At 67.5% G+C, this 16,593-nt stretch carries 15 protein-coding genes, 1 tRNA gene and 1 pseudogene; 7 read left to right on the top strand and 10 right to left on the bottom strand.

What is annotated here, in order from left to right; genetic code table 11:
* Nucleotides 1-25: 25 nt before the first annotated feature.
* Nucleotides 26-1,254: pseudogene (locus AC5Y4H_RS01095) on the bottom strand (PPE family protein).
* An 11-nt stretch (nt 1,255-1,265) separates the two neighbouring features.
* Complete coding sequence (locus tag AC5Y4H_RS01090) at nt 1,266-1,565, bottom strand: PE family protein (protein WP_499977808.1); 300 nt, start codon at nt 1,563-1,565, stop codon at nt 1,266-1,268.
* A gap of 675 nt (nt 1,566-2,240) precedes the next feature.
* Between AC5Y4H_RS01090 and AC5Y4H_RS01085 the strand changes: the two genes are divergently transcribed.
* A complete protein-coding gene (locus AC5Y4H_RS01085) occupies nt 2,241-3,215 on the top strand; it encodes a hypothetical protein (RefSeq protein WP_499977806.1) in 975 nt (324 codons plus the stop codon).
* 121 nt (nt 3,216-3,336) lie between these two features.
* Nucleotides 3,337-4,074, top strand: coding sequence for an SIMPL domain-containing protein (locus tag AC5Y4H_RS01080; protein WP_499977804.1), 738 nt, complete (start codon nt 3,337-3,339; stop codon nt 4,072-4,074).
* 77 nt (nt 4,075-4,151) lie between these two features.
* Here AC5Y4H_RS01080 and hpt read toward each other — a convergent pair whose 3' ends face one another.
* The 4 genes from hpt to dacB are packed head-to-tail and all read right to left on the bottom strand — an operon-like array spanning nt 4,152 to nt 8,210.
* A complete protein-coding gene (gene hpt, locus AC5Y4H_RS01075) occupies nt 4,152-4,763 on the bottom strand; it encodes a hypoxanthine phosphoribosyltransferase (protein ID WP_067133494.1) in 612 nt (203 codons plus the stop codon).
* A gap of 50 nt (nt 4,764-4,813) precedes the next feature.
* The gene (tilS, locus tag AC5Y4H_RS01070; RefSeq protein WP_499977803.1) at nt 4,814-5,788 is read right to left on the bottom strand and encodes a tRNA lysidine(34) synthetase TilS; all 975 of its coding nucleotides are present in this window, start codon (nt 5,786-5,788) and stop codon (nt 4,814-4,816) included.
* Nucleotides 5,767-6,828: a zinc-dependent metalloprotease gene (locus AC5Y4H_RS01065; RefSeq protein WP_499977801.1), complete on the bottom strand. Its 1,062-nt coding sequence runs from the start codon at nt 6,826-6,828 to the stop codon at nt 5,767-5,769. The genes tilS and AC5Y4H_RS01065 overlap by 22 nt, the downstream gene beginning before the upstream one ends.
* On the bottom strand, nt 6,825-8,210 hold the full coding sequence (gene dacB / locus AC5Y4H_RS01060) for a D-alanyl-D-alanine carboxypeptidase/D-alanyl-D-alanine endopeptidase (RefSeq protein WP_499977800.1): 1,386 nt from the start codon (nt 8,208-8,210) through the stop codon (nt 6,825-6,827). The genes AC5Y4H_RS01065 and dacB overlap by 4 nt, the downstream gene beginning before the upstream one ends.
* Before the next feature lie 123 nt (nt 8,211-8,333).
* Here dacB and AC5Y4H_RS01055 point away from each other — a divergent pair, with 123 nt between their 5' ends.
* Entirely contained in the window at nt 8,334-8,822 is a 489-nt protein-coding gene (locus tag AC5Y4H_RS01055; protein ID WP_499977798.1) for an inorganic diphosphatase, read from the top strand.
* 16 nt (nt 8,823-8,838) lie between these two features.
* Here AC5Y4H_RS01055 and AC5Y4H_RS01050 read toward each other — a convergent pair whose 3' ends face one another.
* On the bottom strand, nt 8,839-9,906 hold the full coding sequence (locus AC5Y4H_RS01050) for a DUF475 domain-containing protein (RefSeq protein ID WP_499977797.1): 1,068 nt from the start codon (nt 9,904-9,906) through the stop codon (nt 8,839-8,841).
* Between the two features lie 129 nt (nt 9,907-10,035).
* Here AC5Y4H_RS01050 and AC5Y4H_RS01045 point away from each other — a divergent pair, with 129 nt between their 5' ends.
* From AC5Y4H_RS01045 to AC5Y4H_RS01035, 3 genes are read left to right on the top strand one after another with little or no spacing between them, the layout of a single operon-like run.
* Nucleotides 10,036-11,316 carry a hypothetical protein gene (locus AC5Y4H_RS01045; RefSeq protein WP_499977796.1) on the top strand — a complete coding sequence of 427 codons (1,281 nt, stop codon included), beginning with the start codon at nt 10,036-10,038 and terminating at the stop codon, nt 11,314-11,316.
* Between the two features lie 34 nt (nt 11,317-11,350).
* On the top strand, nt 11,351-12,046 hold the full coding sequence (ppgS, locus tag AC5Y4H_RS01040) for a polyprenyl-phospho-N-acetylgalactosaminyl synthase PpgS (protein WP_499977794.1): 696 nt from the start codon (nt 11,351-11,353) through the stop codon (nt 12,044-12,046).
* Nucleotides 12,047-12,059: 13 nt separating this feature from the next.
* Nucleotides 12,060-12,401, top strand: a complete 342-nt coding sequence (locus AC5Y4H_RS01035; protein ID WP_499977793.1) for a DUF2304 domain-containing protein — start codon at nt 12,060-12,062, stop codon at nt 12,399-12,401.
* Here AC5Y4H_RS01035 and AC5Y4H_RS01030 read toward each other — a convergent pair.
* Nucleotides 12,398-13,342, bottom strand: a complete 945-nt coding sequence (locus AC5Y4H_RS01030) for an NAD-dependent epimerase/dehydratase family protein (RefSeq protein WP_499977792.1) — start codon at nt 13,340-13,342, stop codon at nt 12,398-12,400. The two genes, AC5Y4H_RS01035 and AC5Y4H_RS01030, sit on opposite strands and share 4 nt — an antisense overlap.
* Between AC5Y4H_RS01030 and AC5Y4H_RS01025 the strand changes: the two genes are divergently transcribed.
* Nucleotides 13,308-15,125 carry a hypothetical protein gene (locus AC5Y4H_RS01025; RefSeq protein WP_499977790.1) on the top strand — a complete coding sequence of 606 codons (1,818 nt, stop codon included), beginning with the start codon at nt 13,308-13,310 and terminating at the stop codon, nt 15,123-15,125. The genes AC5Y4H_RS01030 and AC5Y4H_RS01025 overlap by 35 nt on opposite strands.
* A 5-nt stretch (nt 15,126-15,130) precedes the next feature.
* On the opposite strand, the gene AC5Y4H_RS01020 is transcribed toward AC5Y4H_RS01025, so the two are convergent.
* Together AC5Y4H_RS01020 and AC5Y4H_RS01015 are read right to left on the bottom strand one after the other, a co-directional pair.
* Nucleotides 15,131-15,206, bottom strand: a tRNA-Thr gene (locus AC5Y4H_RS01020).
* A 64-nt stretch (nt 15,207-15,270) separates the two neighbouring features.
* Nucleotides 15,271-16,479, bottom strand: coding sequence for a DNA polymerase III subunit delta' (locus AC5Y4H_RS01015; protein ID WP_499977788.1), 1,209 nt, complete (start codon nt 16,477-16,479; stop codon nt 15,271-15,273).
* Nucleotides 16,480-16,593: the final 114 nt, after the last annotated feature.

Below are 16,593 nucleotides of genomic sequence, written 5' to 3'. Positions count from 1 at the left end.
TCCCAATACCGGTTCGGTCCTCGGCTCAGCCTCCGGCCGGGGGCTGGGCAATGACGGTGGGCTTGAAACCGTAACGGGGGGCCACAAAGTGGGCGCCGGCGCTGCGCCCCGTACCGCCGGTGGACGTAATCGGCACCCCACCGACCGCATTCGTGGCACGGTCAGCCATCCCCGCGGCTGTGGCGCCGTTGAGGGCGACGGCCACCGAAGGTGCCGTCGGGGCCGTGCTCGCCCAGGCTGCCGGTACCGACAATCCGCCGACTGATGCCGCCTTTCCGACGGCTCCGCCAACCGCGCCCACCGAGCCCGGACCCGCGCCCGAAACGGTGGCATGCAGCGAGGCTTCCGCGGCTTTGGCGACGCCCTCGGTGGCCGACTTAGCGGCCGGCATCATGCCCTGCGCGATGCCTTGGATGTCTTTGAACGACGTGGTGAAGAGCCGCGTCGGGGAATCAATCGGATGAACGCGTCGAAAGGCGTACTGGCATCCAATGTTTGCGACCCCGTCAGGCCCTCCAACAAATCACCCAACGGGCCCCCCACCACCAGGCCATCGCCGTCGGGGTTCAGGCTGATGCCGCCCAGGGAGAGTGTGGGATTGGCGGACGGCGTGGGATTGTTCGTCGACCCGGTCAGCGCATTCAGCGTTTGGGGCACCGCGTCCTGCCCGCTCGCGCTTCCGGCCGCTTCTGCCACCGCGGCGGCCTGACGAGCCGGGCCGGCAGGGTTGGTAGCCGGTGCGGCCGGCTCGAATGGCGGCAACATCGACGCGGCGGCCGACTCACCGGCGTATCCGTACATCGCGCCGGCGTCTTGAGCCCACATTTCGCCGTATTGCGCCTCGGTGGCCGCGATGGCCGGGATGTTCTGGCCGAGGAAATTCGTAGCCAGCAACTGCGCCAGCAAGGCCCGGTTCGCCGCAATCACCGGTGGTGGCACCGTTTCGGCGAATGTCCACTCATAGGCACTCGCCGCGACCACCGCCTGAGTGGCGACGTGTTCGGCCTTTCCACCCGCGGCGAGTAACCACGCCACCTGTGGGGCAACCGCAGTGAGCATTGCCGAGGCGGCCGGCCCCTGCCACGGTCCGTCGGTGAGGCCCGCGATCACCGCCGCGTAGGCGGTGGCCGCGGAATGCAACTCAGTGGCCAGACTTTCCCAGGCCGACGCGGCGGCTAGCAGTGGCGCCGAGCCGGGTCCTGCGTACATCAGCGCGGAGTTGATCTCCGGCGGCAACTGCGCGAAGTCGAGCATGGTGTTCTCGCCTAACCGACCGCGGCAGTGTTGGCGATCTCCGTTGCGGCGTACGAACCGGCGCTGATGCCAAGCACTGTCGCCAGCTGCTCACGAGCCGACGCAGCCTGCGCGCTTATCTCTTGGAAGAGCTGGCCGTGCCGGGAGAATTGCTGCGCGGTCAATATCGATACCGCGTCGGCTGCGGCGGGGGCCACCATGGTCGTGGGAAGTACCACCGCCGAACTTCCCTCCCGCACGGACGCATTGATCCTGTGCAGCTCGCGAGAAGCAGCATCCAATATCTCGGGCTGCGCATTCAAGAACGACATGTCTTGTCAAACCCCTTTCAATTCAATAAATCTCGGCACCGATAGATCCGCCGAGTCATACGCCTGGACACGTTAGGCCAGTCATGTCCACCGATGACAGCCCGAGAGTGGTCAATTCACGACCCAGATGGGAACTGTTCACTTAGCTGAGCCGAAATGGTGCAACATTTGGAGGCGGCATGAAACCAGTTGTGAAAGAATATATTTGGGGTCATATAAGAATCTATATGAGGTCACTGAGGCGCTCACCGGGCTTTGCCGACGATGGTTTGGACGGGGCCCGGCCTAGCCGAGCGTTGGGAGTCGTCATGCTCCCCGTGGCCGGCGGCTGAGCCTGGGCGCGGCCCAGAACGTGTCATGCACTACCGAATCAGCACTTTATGCGGGGTGGCGGTATTCGCCCGCTCACCGTCATGGCTTCGGCGTCAAATGGTCTGTTGTATCTCATTGTGCGCGTCTGCAGGCCGCGCGAAGCCGGCACCTCCGGCCGCCTTGACGACGGCGAGTTGATCTCCAAAGTCTTGTCCGCCTCGAGCGCCCTGGCGGCCGCGATCTGCCCGGCGGTCAACCGAGCAATGCCGAACCAATGTTGCACATTTCCCTAAATCCTCTGCGGACCGCGATATCACCGTCTATCGTCCCGAATAAATACCGGACAGGTCTGAAGTAGGCAGCATGGACGACCAGAAAAGAACGCCAATCACACTCGCCATATACCGTGACGTGCGCGTGGGCATGGTGATTTTAGCCCTGATGGTCTTTGTGGCCATTGTCATAGAGCAGCTAGCCTCAACCTGCTGGCAATTCACCCTCAGTGCTTACTATTACACCTCCGCGCACAGCATCCTGATCGCCGCGCTTCTGGCGTTGGGCGCGCTATTCATCATGTACAAGGGCAGCAACGACACCGAAAATGTGTTGTTGAATCTGGCCGGAGTCTCCGCATTGATGATCGCGATGGTGCCGCAGGGTCGACCCACGCCCCTGTGTGGAAAGAATGATCTGCCGCCCCAATTCGAGCCCGCAATTCAGCCCAACGTGTGGACGGTCGTTATCGCGCTGTTTGGGGGCTGGTTGACAATGGCCGCGCTGCACAGGCGCAACCACACTCGGCATAAGAAAAGCCCGTTGGGGGCCGTAGCGTTGTTGATTTTCTGGGCGATTATGGCGATCGGCTTCATTGCCCTTGTCTTTTTCCCGGACCGGTTCTACGGGTATATCCACGGCATCGCCGGCGTCCTGATGCTCTTGTCCTTCATCATCACCGTGTTCTGCGCCGCGCTCGTTGTCAGGCAGGAGGACACTGTGAAGTCACCGCACAAGGACCGCTATAAGTGGTGCTACTGGATCATTGCCGGGATGATGCTGGTGACGTTAATCGTGATTGTCGCAGTGCATCTCAAGCATCCCGCATGGCAACCAATAATCATTCTGGTCGAATCGGCGGTGATCCTCGAGTTCGCCTTGTACTGGGCGATCCAGACCTGGGAACTGTGGAATTCGCCCGACCGCATTGGGCGCCTCCCCGACGACGTCCAGCGGAGGCTCGCGGATAAACGGGCGAGGGACAAGGGAATCCGTGGATTCAAGTCCGACTCGTCCGGACCACCCGAAGAGGGTCCGGGCGGAAAGATACTGCCGCTTCTGTAGGGCGAGCCCGGCGTGGCACAAAGGTGCGCCAAACCTGCACTCAGGCAAGCAGAATCGCGATCGCGTTGCGTTGGTGATGCCGCAACGCTTGTTGAAGCAATCCAGCCGCTAAGGTCCAGTCATGCCGAAACCCAGCATTAGAAGGTTTGTCCGCCGATCGATCGCCGTGACCGCGGCCGGGCTCACACTCGCGGCGATCTCGGCATGCGACAAGCACAACCCGCCGCCCCCCGGGGCCAACCCTCGTCAGGTCACGGTTGTGGGCACCGGCCAGGTGCAAGGCGTCCCGGACACCCTGACCGCGGACGTCGGCATCGAATTCACCGCACCCGATGTCACTACGGCCATGAACCAAACCAACGATCGCCAACAAGCGGTCATCAACGCACTCACCGGCGCCGGCATCGACAAAAAGGACATCAGCACCACCGAGGTCACGCTGTCACCCGAATACAACAACCCCGGACCCAGCGGTACCGCCGCCATCACCGCGTACCGCGCCACCAACGCCATCGCCGTCAAAATCCACCCGACGGATGCCGCGTCGCGGTTGCTTGCCCTCATCGTCGGCACTGGCGGGGATGCCACCCGCATCAAATCCGTCCGCTATTCCATCGCCGATGACTCGCAACTGGTGAAGGACGCCCGTTCGCGGGCGTTCAACGACGCGAAGAGCCGCGCCGAGCAGTACGCACAGCTGTCCGGGCTCCGGCTGGGCCGGGTGCTGTCCATTTCGGAGGCCGCCGGCAACACCCCGCCGCCGGCCGGGGCGCCGCGGGCCATGCCGTCGATGGTTCCGCTGGAGCCCGGCAAGCAGACGGTGACCTTCTCGGTGACCGCGGTGTGGGAGCTGGACTAGCGGCGATCGCAAGCGCGGCGTAGCCGGGCGTAGCGGGTCGCCGCCATCGGACTGAGCCCGGCGAGTCCGGGCGGGGTCTACTGCTGATAGACCCTGGGATCCAGGGTTCCGATGTAGGACAGGTCGCGGTAGCGCTCGTCGTAATCGAGGCCGTAGCCGACGACGAAGTCGTTGGGAATGTCGAAGCCCACGTAGGCGATGTCGACATGGGCGCCCTGCGCGTCGGGCTTGCGCAGCAGCGTGCACACCCGCAGCGAACGCGGGTGGCGCGTCTTGAGGTTGCGCAGCAGCCAGGACAGGGTGAGGCCCGAGTCGACGACGTCCTCGACGATCAGCACGTCGCGGCCCTCGATATCGCGGTCCAGATCCTTGAGAATGCGCACCACGCCCGAGGAAGACGTCGATGATCCGTACGAGCTGACGGCCATGAACTCGAACTGCGTCGGCAGCGGGATCGCGCGGGCCAGGTCGGTGACAAAGATCACAGCACCCTTGAGGACGGTGATCAGCAGCAGGTCCTGTCCTGTCTCGATCGCCGCGTCGCGGTAGTTCTCCCCGATTTCGGTGCCGAGTTCGGCAATTCGCGCCTGAATTTGCGCCGACGTCAACAGCACAGACTTGATATCCCCGGGGTAGAGCTCCGCGGGTTGAGCGGGGGTGATCGCCGAGGAGATCTGGGCCACGCCCACAGAGTGCCACGAGGACGGGCGAATAACCAAGGGCAGCCCCGACGCTGGGGCTATTGCCTTGGTTTGCCGACGGGCTCGCGCCACAGCGTCAGCACGCCGTCGCGGCGGCCCGCGAACAATCGTTGATCGGGAACCGGCGACCCCACCGCCACTCCGCCCTGCCCACGCCAGTCGGTGGCCAGGGCGTCCACCGCGCGAATCTGCTTGTCGGTCAGGTTCGTTGCCCCGCCCGTCAGCAGCCAGGCCCGGATCACCCGCCGCCGCACGGGGGCGTCCAGCGTCACCAGCGCCCGCACCCGCAGGCCGGAGTCCGCCCTGGTCTCGGGCAGCGCCCGGGCCGCCAGCGCGTCGATCAACTCGGAATCCTCCCTCAGCGAGGTCGCGGTGCGGGCGAGCGCCTCGGCCACGCCACCTCCGAGCACGTCTTCCAGCAGCGGCAGCACCTCGGCGCGCAGCCGGGTCCGGGTGAAACGGCGGTCGGTGTTGTGCGGATCCTGCCAGGGAGTCAGCCCAAGCTCTTGGCACGCGCCGTGCGTGACGGCCCGGCGCACCTCCAACAACGGCCGGCACCACGGCGGGTCGTACGGCCGCATCCCGGCGATCGAGCGCGCCCCGGACCCGCGGCCCAGACCCAACAGCACGGTCTCGGCCTGGTCGTCCAGCGTGTGGCCCAGCAGCACTGGACCGGTGTGATAGGCGCTCAACGCCGCGTACCGGGCCGCGCGCGCCGCCGCCTCGGGACCGCCCCGGTTGCCCACCTGAGCCCGGATCACTTGGGCCGCAACGCATCCCAACGAAATGGCCTGCGCGCGGGCGGTCTCGGCGACGGCGGCCGAGTCGGATTGCAACCCGTGGTCGACGACCACCGCGGTAGTGGGCCGCAGCTGGGCCGCGACCGCGGTGAGCGCCAGCGAATCCGGGCCGCCGGACAGCGCCACGCACCACTGTTCGACGGTGGCGAGGTGGGCCTTGATGAACGCCTCGACAGCCGCGCGCAGCTGGCCTACAGCACCCGGTCGATCCATCGCTGGGGCTCTTCGATCTCGGCGGGCAGCGGCAGCGTATCGGGGCCCGTCCAGATGGCGTTGAACCGCGCCATCCCCACTTGGCCGACCACATGGTCGACGAACGCCTTGCCGCGGGTGTACTGGCTGAGCTTCGCATCGAGCCCCAGCAGCGCGCGCAACAACCGCTGCAGCGGCGGCTGCTTGCGGTGGCGGCGCTCGTCGAACCGGCGGCGGATGGTGGCCACCGACGGCACCGCCATCGGCCCGACGGCATCCATGACGTGGTCGGCGTGGCCCTCCAGCAGCGTGCCCAGCACCAGCAACTGGTCCAGCGCCTGCCGCTGCGGTTCGGACTGCACCGCGCGCACCAGTCCCAGAACCCCCGACGAGTTGGCGTCGGGTTCCGACGGCTTGTCGCCGCGACTGCGGGCATAGTCGGCGAGCCGGCCGATCACCTGCCCGATGTCCTCTCCGGTATCGCGGGTCAACAGCCCGAGCGCGTGCGACATGTAGTCGGGCAGCCACGGATTTGCGGTGAACTGCACCCGATGGGTGACCTCGTGCAGGCACACCCATAGCCGGAAATCCGACGGCTCGATCCGAAGCTGCCGCTCGACGGCGAGGACGTTGGGGTACACCAGCAGCAGGCAGCCCGTCTTGGCCCCGTTATCACTGGCGAACGGGTCGTATTGGCCGAGGATCCCCGAGGACACGTACGCCAGGACGGCGCCGGTCTGCGCGCCGGTGACGCGACCGGTGAGAAACCCGCGCGGCTTCTCGGCGCCGTGCATCATCACACGCATCGACTCGGTGGCCGCGGCGATCCAGTCCGGACGGTCGACGATGCGGGCGGCCGGCACCGCACCATTGGTCACCAGGCCGGTGACGTCACGCACCAACGGTTCGGCTTTGGTGGACGCGGCGGCGAGTTCGTCGATCACCTGGCGGCGGGTGTAGTCGCTGGACGGCGGACCCGGCCGGGCCAGCCGCCGACCGACCGAGGCCGCGAACTGCCAGTCGACGGCGGTGCCCAGGGTCAAGTCCGGCGACGGCGTCATGAGCACCCGCAGGACCACAGCCGGGTCGCCAGCGCGTCCATCACGTTGCGACCGTTCGGGCCGGCATCGTTGGAGATGAACGCGAAGGTGAGCACCCGGCCGCTGCGGTCGGTGAGCACTCCGGCGAGCGCGTTGATGCCGGTCAGCGAGCCGGTTTTGGCCCGCAGCCAGCCCGCCGGGCCCTGGGCCGTGGAGGCGTCGGTGAAGCGATCGGCGAGCGTCCCGCTGCCGGCGGCGATCGGGAGCAGATCCAGCAGCGCCCGCAGCGACGGCTGGTCGGGCCCCGCCGCGGCCTGCAGCACGCCGTCGAGCGTCTTGGCCGTCAGCCGATCGTCGACCGAGAGTCCACTGGAATCCAGCAGCGTTGCACCCGCGGTGTCGACGTGCGCGGTGGTCAGCCGGTTGGTCACCGCGTCGACGGCGCCGGCGAAGCTACGCGGTCGGTTGATCGCGGCCGCCACCTCGCGAGCGATGCTTTCGGCAAGCACGTTGTCGGAGTGATCCATCATCTCGGACAGCCGCTGGACCAGCGGCGCCGACTGAACGACCGCCAGCTGCCGTGCCCCCGACGGCGCGGCGACGATCGTCACCGCGTTCGGGTCCAATCCCAGCGCCTTGGCCAGCTCCCGGCCGGCATCCAGGGCCGGGGTACGGGACCGCCGTGAGTTGACTGTCGAAGGCTGGATGCGGCCGGCGTCGATCATCACCGACTCGATCGGCGCGATATCGCCGTTGTCGACGTCGGCCAGGTCCCAACCCTGCGCCATCGTCGGCCCGCTGAACGCCGAGGTGTCCACCTGCACCGCGGTCGGCGTAACGCCGCTGCGGCGGATCTGTTCGACGAGATCGCTGATCCGGGCCGACCCCCGGTACCACGTGTCCACGCCGGGCGGCGCGGCGGACAGCGCCGGATCGCCCGCGCCCACCAGCACGACGGGTCCCTGCGCGTTTTGGCTGCCGGCCACCACGCGGGTGCTGATCCGGGCTTGATGGTCGAGCGTGAGCAAGGCCGCGGCCGCCGTGAGCACTTTGTTGGTCGAGGCGGGCACCAACGGCATGTCGGCCGCCACCTGCCACAGCTCTTTTCCGGTGATGGCGTCGGTGATTCGTCCGCCCAGCCGACCCAGGTTGGGGTCGCTTGCCACCGGCGCCAGCATTGCGCCGACGCCGGGTCCGCTGGGTAGTTCGGCGGTGTCGCTCACCGGAGTCATGCCGGGCTTCACCGCCGGCGCGTGCGGGGGCGGTATCGGGGCATGCGTGCTGTTGGCGCCGTGTCCGGTCGTGGTGAAAAACACCGCCGCCGCCACGACGGCGGCGACGAACACCAGCACGCCCAACCCGATGAGCACTGGGGTGGATTTTTGCCAGCGAGTACGGGCCATCACTCTCCTGACTGTCTGGACCCATTCTGCCGAATCCGCGCCGATGCGCTCGACTAGGGTGTAGCAGGGCAAATTTGGTCTGCCCAAACAGACGCCTTCCTCATCAGACAAGGAGCCGACGCGGTGGAATTCGACGTGACCATCGAGATCCAAAAGGGCCAGCGGAACAAGTACGAGGTCGACCACGAGACTGGACGGCTACGTCTGGACCGCTACCTGTACACCGCGATGGCCTACCCGACCGACTACGGCTTCATCGAGGACACCCTCGGCGAAGACGGCGACCCGTTGGACGCGATGGTGCTGTTGCCGCAGTCGGTGTTTCCCGGCGTGATCGTCGAGGCGCGTCCGGTGGGCATGTTCCGGATGACCGACGAAAAGGGCGGCGACGACAAGGTCCTGTGCGTACCGGCCGGCGACCATCGCTGGGACCACGTCCAGGACATCGGGGACGTTCCGGAGTTCGAGCTGGACGTGATCAAGCATTTCTTCGTGCACTACAAGGACCTGGAACCGGGCAAGTTCGTCAAGGCCGCGGACTGGGTTGGTCGCGAAGAAGCCGAGGCGGAGATCCAGCGCTCGATCGAGCGGTTCAAGGCCGAAGGGCACTGACCTACGCCGGCGGGCACTAGTCTCCGGCGCGGGCGGCGCGCCGATTGCGCAGGATGCTCCAGCCCAGCGCCGCCGCGATGAAGACCACGCCGACCGAGGCCGTGACCGCTTCGGGGACCTCGAATCGGGGCTCGATGGAGCCCAGCATGATGACCGCCAGCGCGCCTATGGCCCAGTGCGCTCCGTGTTCCAGGTAGGCGTACCGGCCCAACGCCTCCTGGCCCACCAGGTAGATGGTGATCGACCGGACGAACATCGAGCCCACCAGTCCCAGCCCCAACGCAATGACGATGGGATCCGAGGTGATGGCGAACGCGCCGGTGACGCCGTCGAACGAAAACGCGGCATCGAGCACTTCGAGGTAGAGGAACAGCGTCAGGCCCGCCCAGCCAGTCGCGGCGGCCGTCGCCTCGGCGTCGGATGGCCGAAACGCCCGGCTCAACCCGTTGACCACCAGATAGGTCACCATGCCCAGCAGCCCGGCGGTCAGCACCGTCGCCGCCTCGTCACCCGAGTGCGTCAATTGCGTGCCGACTCCGACCAGCACCAGGCAGGTGACCACCAGCGACACCTGCCCCAGCCGGCCCAAGCGTGCGAACGGGATCTCAATCCACTTGAGCCACTTTATTTCTCGGTCATAGAAAACGAAATCCAGGAACAGCATCAGGAGGAAGATTCCACCGAACGCGGCGATCTGGGGGTGTGCCGCCATGACGAGCTTTTGGTAGCTGGGCGAGCCGTCCGGAAACTCCAGCGCGCCGTGCGGCGGCGGATGCAGGGCCAGCTCCATCGCGCGCACCGGGTCCAGACCAGCTGTCGCCCACACGATGAGCAGCGGGAAGAGAAGTCGCATGCCAAACACGGCGACGAGGATTCCGATCGTCAGAAACATCCGCTGCCAGAAGCGGCTCATCCGTTTCAGGATGGAGGCGTTGATGATCGCGTTGTCGAACGACAACGACACCTCGAGGACGGCCAGCACCAGCAGCAGGTACAGACCTTTGAAGCCGCCGTAGGCATATCCGACGCCGAGGGCCGCCGCGGTAACCAGCAGCGAGATCCCGAACGTGCGCAAAGCGGACATGGATCCTTCCCCGACAGCCGACCACCCTAGCGAACCGGATCGCCGCGGTGGTCGCTTGCTGCGGGCCGCATAGAATTTTCAAATTGTGGCGAGACATCGGGACACCCGGCCGAAAGCGCCGCCGCCCCGATGACCGAAATCAGCGCCTCACAGGGGCCGGTGGCCCGCGGCAGCATGGCCAGGGTCGGCACCGCCACCGCGGTGACGGCGCTGTGCGGCTACGCGGTGATCTATCTGGCCGCCCGCGATCTGGCGCCGAGCGGCTTTTCGATCTTCGGGGTGTTCTGGGGCGCTTTCGGACTGGTGACGGGAGCGGCCAACGGCCTGCTGCAGGAGACCACCCGGGAAGTTCGCTCTTGCTTCGCTCGAGGGCCCTATGTCAGCGACCTGGCCGCCCTGCCGGTGTCCGGCGAACCCCGTACCCACCCGATGCGGGTCGCCCTGCTGGTCGGGATGGCCGCGGCCATCGTGATCGCCGGCAGCTCTCCGCTGTGGAGCGGACGGGTGTTCGTCGAGGCGCGGCTGGGATCGGTGGCTCTGCTGTCCGTCGGGCTGGCCGGGTTCTGCGTGCACGCCACGTTGCTGGGTATGCTGGCCGGCACCAACCAGTGGACCCGCTACGGCGCGCTGATGGTGACCGACGCCGTCATCCGCGTGATGGTGGCCGCGGCAACCGTGGCACTCGGCTGGCGTCTGGTCGGCTTCTTGTGGGCGACGGTGGCGGGCGCGGTCGCCTGGCTGATCCTGCTGACGGCCTCGCCGGCGACCCGGGCCACCGCCCGCCTGCTGACCCCCGGCGGCACCGCGACTTTTTTAAGGGGCGCTGCGCATTCGATCACCGCGGCCGGGGCCAGCGCCATCCTGGTGATGGGTTTTCCGGTGTTGCTGAAGCTGACCAGCGCGGAGCTCGGCGCGCAGGGCGGGGTGATCATCCTGGCCGTCACGCTGACCCGCGCGCCACTGCTGGTGCCGCTGACGGCCATGCAGGGCAACCTGATTGCCCATTTCGTCGACGAGCGCAGCGACCGGATTCGTGCGCTGCTCGCCCCGGCGGCGATCGTTGGGGGAATCGGCGCGGTCGGGGTGCTGGCCGCCGCCGTGGTGGGCCCGTGGCTGCTGCGGGTCGCCTTCGGGCCTCAGTACCACGCCAGCAGCGCGCTGCTGGCGTGGCTGACCGCCGCCGCGGTGGCGATCGCCATGCTGACGCTGACGGGCGCGGCGGCGGTGGCCGCCGCCCTGCACCGGGCCTACTCGCTGGGTTGGGTGAGCGCCACGGTCGCCTCGGGACTGCTGCTGTTGCTGCCGCTGTCCCTGCAGACCCGAACCGTGGTCGGGCTGCTGTGCGGCCCGCTGGTGGGGATCGGAGTTCATTTGGTGGCTCTGTCGCGCGCCGCGCGCTCTACCGGCTGATATGACCGCGTCAGCGTGTACCTTGTGGGCTTAAATGGGTACTGAAACGCAGGTCGTGTGGGTCGTCATTCCGGCCTTCAACGAAGCAGCTGTCATCGGTGAGGTGGTGGCCGATGTGCGCTCGGTGTTCGACCATGTCGTGTGCGTGGACGACGGCAGCGCCGACGACACCGGCGAGATCGCCCTGCGGGCCGGCGCTCACCTGGTGCGGCACCCGATCAACCTCGGGCAGGGCGCCGCCATCCAGACCGGTGTCGAGTACGCCCGCCAGCAGCCGGGGGCCGAGATTTTCGCCACGTTCGACGCCGACGGCCAGCACCGCGTGAAGGACCTGGCGACGATGGTCGACCGGTTGCGCGTGGGCGACGTCGACATCGTCATCGGCACCCGGTTCGGCGCGCAGCACGGCGCCCGGCCACCGTTCATGAAGCGGATCGTGTTGCAGACCGCCGCGCGGTTGAGCCGGCGCGGCCGCCGACTTGGCTTGACCGACACCAACAATGGGCTTCGGGTGTTCAACAAGAAGGTCGCCGACGGCTTGGACATCACGATGAGCGGCATGAGCCACGCCAACGAATTCATCATGCTGATCGACGAAAATAATTGGCGCGTCACCGAAGAACCGATCGAGGTGCTCTACACCGCGTACTCGATGTCGAAGGGGCAGCCCCTGCTCAACGGCGTCAACATCATTTTCGACGGGTTCCTGCGAGGCAGGCTTCCGAGATGAAAAGGGTTGAAAAATGAACTGGATTCAAGTGCTGCTGATCGGATCGATTGTCGCGCTGCTGGTCTATCTGTTGCGCTCGCGCCGCAACGCCCGATCCCGGGCGTGGGTCAAGGTGGGCTATGTGGTGTTCGTGCTGGCCGGCGTCTACGCCGTGCTGCGGCCCGATGACACTACGGTGGTGGCGCAGTGGTTCGGGGTGCGCCGCGGCACCGACCTGATGCTCTACGCGCTGATCATGGCGTTCTGCTTCACCACGCTCAGCACCTACATGCGGTTCAAGGACCTCGAGTTGCGGTACGCGCGGCTGGCCCGGGCGGTGGCAATGGAGTCCGCGCAGGCTCCCGAAGCGGTCTAGCCGGCCTGCGCCCGCCGGAAGAATTCCACCGTGCGGGCCACCCCCTCGGACAGCTCGACCTTCGGTTTCCAGCCCAATACCGCTGCGGCCGAACCGATGTCGAGGCAGGACCGCTTGAGGTCGCCAAGCCGCGGCGGCGCGAACTCCGGGTCATCGGGCCCCCCGACAGCGGCCGCCACCGCCGAATGCAGTTGGCGGTCCGAGGTTTCGATGCCGGTGCCGACGTTGAAACGCTGCCCGCCACCCGCCTCTCCGGACGCCTTGACGAAGGCGTCCACGACGTCGTCGACGAAAACGTAGTCGCGGGTGTTGCTGCCGTCGCCGAAAACCTTGGTGGGCTTACCCGAGAGCAGCGCCTGGGCGAAGATCGCCACCACACCGGCCTCACCGTGCGGATCCTGGCGGGGGCCATAGACATTCGCCGGCGCGATATGTGAACAGTCCAGGCCGTACAGGTGGCGGAAGGTGTTCAGGTAGATCTCGCCCGCCACCTTGCCCGCCGCATACGGCGAGGCGGGATCGGTCGGCACGGTCTCGGGCGTGGGGTACCGCGGCGGTGTGCCGTAGATGGATCCGCCCGAGGAGGTGTGCACGACCTTGCGGACCTGCGCGCGGCGCGCGGCCTCGGCCAGGCGCACCGTGCCGATCACGTTGACCGATGCGTCGAACTGTGGGTCGGCCACGGAGTGCCGCACGTCGATCTGGGCCGCTAAGTGGAACACCACCTCCGGGCGGTGCTCGTCGAGGATGGCCTCCAGGTCGGCGGTCACGATGTCCGCTTCGACGAAGACATGCGCCGGATTGTCGGCCAGATGCTCGAGGTTGGTCGCGCGGCCGGAGGCGAAGTTGTCCAGCCCCACCACCGCATGACCGTCGGCCAACAGACGGTCGACTAGCGTCGAGCCGATGAATCCGGCCGCCCCGGTAACCAGTGCACGCACCGGCCCACCATACATAGCTGCCTTGGCCGCCGCGCTCATCGCGGTGCAGCTGGTGGTGCGCGCGGTCCTGGCGTTCGGTGGCTACTTCTACTGGGACGACCTGATCCTCATCGGCAAGGCCGGCACCCACAACCTGCTGGCGCCGTCGTATCTGTTCGACGACCACGACGGCCATCTCATGCCCGGGGCATTTCTGGTCGCGGGCACCATCATCCGGCTGGCGCCGCTGAACTGGACCTGGCCGGCGGTCAGCCTGGTGGTGTTGCAACTGCTGGCATCGCTGGCGTTGTTGCGCGCGCTGTGCGTCATCCTGGGCTGGCGGCCGGTGCTGCTGATCCCGTTGACGTTCGCGTTGTTCACGCCGTTGGCGGTGCCCGGATTCGCGTGGTGGGCGGCGGCGCTGAACTCACTGCCGATGCTGACCGCGCTGGCCTGGGTGTGCGCCGACGCCATCTTGCTGATGCGCACCGGCGAACGCCGCTACGCGGTGACCGGGGTACTGGCGTACTTCGGCGGGCTGCTGTTCTTCGAGAAGGCCGCGGTGATCCCGTTCGTCGCGTTCGCGGTCGCCGCGCTGATGTGCCATGTGACCGGCGATCGCAGCGTGGGGTCGGCGCTGGCGACCGCGTGGCGGGGCGGCCGGCGGTTATGGATCGCGGCGCTGGTCGTCACCGCCGGCTGGATCGCGCTGTATCTGGCCGTGGTCAATCAGCAGCGGTGGAGTTCCGACCTCTCGATGACGTGGCAGCTGCTGATGCGCTCGATCACGCACGGCATCGTGCCGGGGTTGGCCGGCGGCCCGTGGCACTGGGATCGGTGGGCGCCGGCCTCGCCCTGGGCCACACCCCCGCCGTCGGTGATGGTGCTGGGCTGGCTGGTGCTGGCCGGCACCCTCGCGGTCTCACTGGTTCGCAAGGAACGTATCGGGCCGGTGTGGCTGGTCGCCGTCGGCTACGCCGTGGCCTGCCAGGTGCCGATCTATCTGATGCGGTCGTCGAAACAGACCGCGCTGGAACTCGCGCAGACCCTGCGCTACCTGCCGGATCTGGTCGTGGTGCTGGCGCTGCTGGCGGCCGTGGCATTGAGCGCCCCCAACCGGCAGGCCGGACCGCGCTGGCTCGACGCTTCGCGCAAACGCACCGCGGGTGTCGCGGGTCTGACGGTGTTGTTCGCGGCCAGCAGCCTGTACTCGACGTCGACGTTCCTGACCAGCTGGCGCGACAACCCCGCCCAGCCATACCTGCGCAACGCCCGGGCTTCACTGGCCGCCGCGCGTGCGGCCTCGGACGCGCCGCTGCTGGATCAGGAGGTCGATCCGTTGGTGCTGCAGCGGGTGGCCGCCCCGGAGAATATGGCCAGCCACCTGTTTGCCCTGCTACGCGATAGGCCCGAATTCGCGCCTGCGACAACCCAATTGCGCATGATCGACAGCTCGGGCCGGCTGGTCAAGGCGCGGGTCACCTGGGTTCGGACCATCGCTCCTGGGCCCATGCCGCGGTGCGGTTACTTCGCCCAACCGGACAGGCCGGCCCGCCTGGTCCTCGACGGCCCGCTGCTGCCGGCCGACTGGACCGTCGAACTGAACTACCTGGCCAACAGCGACGGCTCGATGACGTTGTCGATGACCCAAGGCCCCCAGGTCAAGGTGCCGGTGCATCCCGGACTCAACCGGGTCTTCGCCCGGCTGCCGGGCGCCGGGGACGCGATCACCGTGCGCGCCAACACCACCGCGCTCGCGTTGTGCCTCGCATCGGGCCCGGTGGGGTTCGTCGTACCCGCGTAAAACTATGGAGCCGCCTGGGGGAATCGAACCCCCGACCTATTCATTACGAGTGAATCGCTCTACCGACTGAGCTAAGGCGGCATACCCGCACGCCGGGCGGCACGAGTCTACGGCAGAAGGGCAGGCACTCCCAAGCCGCCCGAAATCAATCACGCAGTTCCTGGCCGATGGTGGCGACCATGGCGTCGACGGCGAACTTGGGCTTGACGTTGATCGCCAGCGCCTCGCGGCATTCGAGCACCGCTTCGATGCAGCGCAGCAGCCGCGCGGGCGGGGCGTGGGCGGCGAGCGCCGCCACCCGCTCGGCCATGTCGGGATGGTTGGCCCGCACCCCCCCGGCACTGGCGGAGGTCATCAGCGCGTCACGGAAATAGGTCGCCAGGTCGATCAGCGCGCGGTCCAGGGCGTCGCGCGAGGCGCGGGTCTGACGCGACTTCTGCCGTCGCTCAAGGTCCTTCATCGCACCGGCCGCGCCGCGCATCGCGCCCGCGGTGCCCTTGCCGGTGCCGCCGCCACCCAAAGCCGTGCGCAGCTCTTCGGTCTCGGCCTCCGCGCGGTCCGCGGTCAGCACGATCGCCTCGGCTTCGGCCGCCGCCACCAGCTCTTCGGCGGCGGCGTAGGCCCGCGACGGGGTGGCGGCGTCGCGCACCAGCGTCAGCGACCGCTCCCGGCGCGCGCGGGCCTCGGGGTCGGTGGCCAGCCGTCGCGCCCGGCCCACATGGCCACCGCTGACCGACGCCGCCCAGCTCGCTGTGTCGGGCGTCAAGCCGTCGCTCTCGGCCAGCACGTGTGCGATCGCCTCGGTCGACGGCGTCACCAGCGCCACATGCCGGCACCGGGAACGCAATGTGATGGCGATGTCCTCAGGATCCACCGACGGCGCGCAGAGCAGGAACACCGTCGACGGCGGCGGTTCCTCGACGACCTTGAGCAGGGCATTGGCGGCGCCTTCGGTCAACCGGTCGGCATCCTCGATCACCACAACCTGCCAGTGTCCGGTGGCGGGGCGCCGCGACGCGATCTGCACGATCGAACGCATCTCGTCGACGCCGATGGACAGGCCTTCGGGAATCACCCGCCGCACGTCGGCATGGGTGCCGGCCATGGTCGTCGTGCATGCATGGCAACGTCCACAGCCCGGCTCCCCGTCGGACGTGCACTGCAGCGCGGCCGCGAAACACAACGCCGCCACCGAGCGCCCGGAACCGGGCGGACCGGTGATCAGCCACGCATGTGTCATAGTCCCCGCGCCCGCGACGCTGTGGGCTGAGTCACCACGGGCGGCGTGGGCGGCCGCCAGCAACTCGGCCGTCACCGCATCCTGGCCTACCAGCCGCGTAAACACCCCGGACATCACCGGTAACACTAATGGCGCTGCCGACAGATACCGAACGGCCACCGTACCGCGACCGTTCCGTTATCTCCGACGTCGTGGCGGGCCCCGGGCAACCTGCCTAGATGAGTATTA

The sequence above is a fragment of the Mycobacterium sp. NGS58 genome (genome assembly GCF_059812385.1).
The sequence above is the reverse complement of the archived record's forward strand: the minus strand, read 5'-3'. Positions and strand labels throughout refer to the sequence as shown.

Bases quoted from the DNA above. Each gene is read 5' to 3' on its own strand.
- AC5Y4H_RS01090 (WP_499977808.1), bottom strand. From the start codon at position 1,565: ATGTCGTTCTTGAATGCGCAGCCCGAGATATTGGATGCTGCTTCTCGC.
- AC5Y4H_RS01085 (WP_499977806.1), top strand. From the start codon at position 2,241: ATGGACGACCAGAAAAGAACGCCAATCACACTCGCCATATACCGTGAC.
- AC5Y4H_RS01080 (WP_499977804.1), top strand. From the start codon at position 3,337: ATGCCGAAACCCAGCATTAGAAGGTTTGTCCGCCGATCGATCGCCGTG.
- tilS (WP_499977803.1), bottom strand. From the start codon at position 5,788: ATGGATCGACCGGGTGCTGTAGGCCAGCTGCGCGCGGCTGTCGAGGCG.
- AC5Y4H_RS01065 (WP_499977801.1), bottom strand. From the start codon at position 6,828: ATGACGCCGTCGCCGGACTTGACCCTGGGCACCGCCGTCGACTGGCAG.
- dacB (WP_499977800.1), bottom strand. From the start codon at position 8,210: ATGGCCCGTACTCGCTGGCAAAAATCCACCCCAGTGCTCATCGGGTTG.
- AC5Y4H_RS01050 (WP_499977797.1), bottom strand. From the start codon at position 9,906: ATGTCCGCTTTGCGCACGTTCGGGATCTCGCTGCTGGTTACCGCGGCG.
- AC5Y4H_RS01045 (WP_499977796.1), top strand. From the start codon at position 10,036: ATGACCGAAATCAGCGCCTCACAGGGGCCGGTGGCCCGCGGCAGCATG.
- ppgS (WP_499977794.1), top strand. From the start codon at position 11,351: ATGGGTACTGAAACGCAGGTCGTGTGGGTCGTCATTCCGGCCTTCAAC.
- AC5Y4H_RS01035 (WP_499977793.1), top strand. From the start codon at position 12,060: ATGAACTGGATTCAAGTGCTGCTGATCGGATCGATTGTCGCGCTGCTG.
- AC5Y4H_RS01025 (WP_499977790.1), top strand. From the start codon at position 13,308: ATGAATCCGGCCGCCCCGGTAACCAGTGCACGCACCGGCCCACCATAC.
- AC5Y4H_RS01015 (WP_499977788.1), bottom strand. From the start codon at position 16,479: ATGTCCGGGGTGTTTACGCGGCTGGTAGGCCAGGATGCGGTGACGGCC.